The organism is Komagataeibacter sp. SM21, from assembly GCF_041402665.1.
Lineage (GTDB): Bacteria > Pseudomonadota > Alphaproteobacteria > Acetobacterales > Acetobacteraceae > Komagataeibacter > Komagataeibacter saccharivorans.
The window spans coordinates 1-582 of record NZ_JBGLOV010000091.1 but is presented as its reverse complement, the minus strand read 5'-3'; the positions used below and the strand labels follow the sequence as shown (position 1 = coordinate 582).

The 582-nt window shown below is 63.2% G+C and carries 2 pseudogenes; both read left to right on the top strand.

From position 1 onward, the window contains the following. Positions 1-188, top strand: a pseudogene (locus ACBR42_RS17205) (hypothetical protein); the annotation flags it as partial. 165 nt (positions 189-353) lie between these two features. Then, a pseudogene (locus tag ACBR42_RS17200) lies at positions 354-582 on the top strand (hypothetical protein); the annotation flags it as partial.

Here is a 582-nt window from a genome sequence, read left to right as displayed (position 1 = left end):
GCGGAACGCCGATGGAGGTCTTCGGGCGTGACGATGAGGCTTACGCCGCCCGGCGCCAGGAGAAGATCCGGTATTACAACGACGTTTATGGGCAGAATGAGTGGTGGTGCTGGAATGCCGCGGCTGCACCGCGCAACATTCCGCCATTTCCGCCTGCGCTGAATCGGGGTGACAGGCCCGGAGCCTGAACCGGTCGGGTTAACGTCACGATGACGGAAAGGGGCTGTAAAGACCGATCCTGCGGTCCCTGTCCGCACCCACAAACGAGCGCCCCATACTTCAGGCATACAAACCTGGAGGAAAAAATGGCGCGACGTTCGGTGCGCCGGCCAGTGCCGGTGCCATATGCACGCATGAACGAGACAGACCGGGAGCGGGCGCGGGGGCTGATACTCGCCCATGTCCGTAACGCGCTCGTGGCAGGTCCCCATGCAGTCCTCGAACTGAGGAAGGGGCTGCCAGCCGAGATCCTCGGTGCATTCCCGGTTGTCCTCGGTGAAATGGTGGAGGCGGGGGAAATCGCCTCCATGGGCCACAGCGTCTACGCGCGTGTTCCATGGATGCCTGCGACGCGGAAGGTCG